This window comes from Bacteroides sp. 43_46 (assembly GCF_001915455.1).
In the GTDB taxonomy this organism is placed as follows: Bacteria; Bacteroidota; Bacteroidia; order Bacteroidales; family Bacteroidaceae; genus Bacteroides; species Bacteroides caccae.
Window position 1 is genome coordinate 14343 of sequence record NZ_MNQN01000057.1, and the last position, 919, is coordinate 15261.

1 protein-coding gene is annotated in these 919 nt (G+C 39.5%); it reads right to left on the bottom strand.

The genetic code is table 11. The annotated features are described in order from the left end of the window. Positions 1-54: 54 nt before the first annotated feature. A partial coding sequence (locus BHV72_RS05880) for a DUF5000 domain-containing lipoprotein (protein WP_286855124.1) occupies positions 55-919 on the bottom strand: 865 nt, incomplete at its 5' end.

A 919-nucleotide genomic window follows, 5' to 3' on the forward strand; every position in this document is an offset into this window, starting at 1 on the left:
GACAAGCCACAAGCTATATATCTTATTATATTTTTCATAATCTGATTTTTTTAATTACTCTGTTGCAGGTTGTCCCCAGAAAGTCATTTCGCCAATCTGGGAATGTACACCATTACTCCAGCTTTCAACAAAAAGAATTCTTACATAACGGAAATTAGGTGCATCAATAGGAACTTCATGTTCATCACCGTTCTGTATATATTCAATATCTTCGTTAGTGATAACCGGATTATCTTGCCCAGAAGGTTTATAACACTCTACATCCATGATTTTCGTCCATTCTTCAAATGTAGGATATATGATGCCGTCTTCTTTTTCCACACCGCTATTATACATTTCGTCCGTAAGCTCCGTACAGCCATAAATCACATATTTCTTCAAATTATTGTGAGTGTAGGTCCAAATATTTCCATCTCCCCTGCGCTGCCACATCTTAAAACGACTTACCTTGGCAATCTGTCCCATGTCGAAAGTCACACATTTCCCCATACTTGCTTCATTATCATGGAAACAGTCAGTGTTATTATTACCCTGCCAGATATTCCGTATCGGCAAACCGCCGTTTACTGTACAGTCACCAGGCAAACGGGTCACTTCACTAAATTTCGACTTGTCAAGTTCCTCCTCATACAAAGGATTGCTTTCCAATTCCAAGGTTTCGGAATAATTATCCCAGCGGTCACGAATTCTATATCCTAACGTGATCGGTTCCGCAGCTAATCCTCGGATTTTAGCTTGCCCTTCCACTATACTGGAATAGAAATTCTCCAAAGAAACCCATTCTCCATTTTCCTTTTTGGTGACTTCCAGAATAATATTTTGTCGAGTCGGATTTTTCCACGTCAGACTCACTCCGCCAAAACTATCAGTAATCTTGAGTGACTCATAAATATATTCTACAGGAGGAGTTAACGGACTG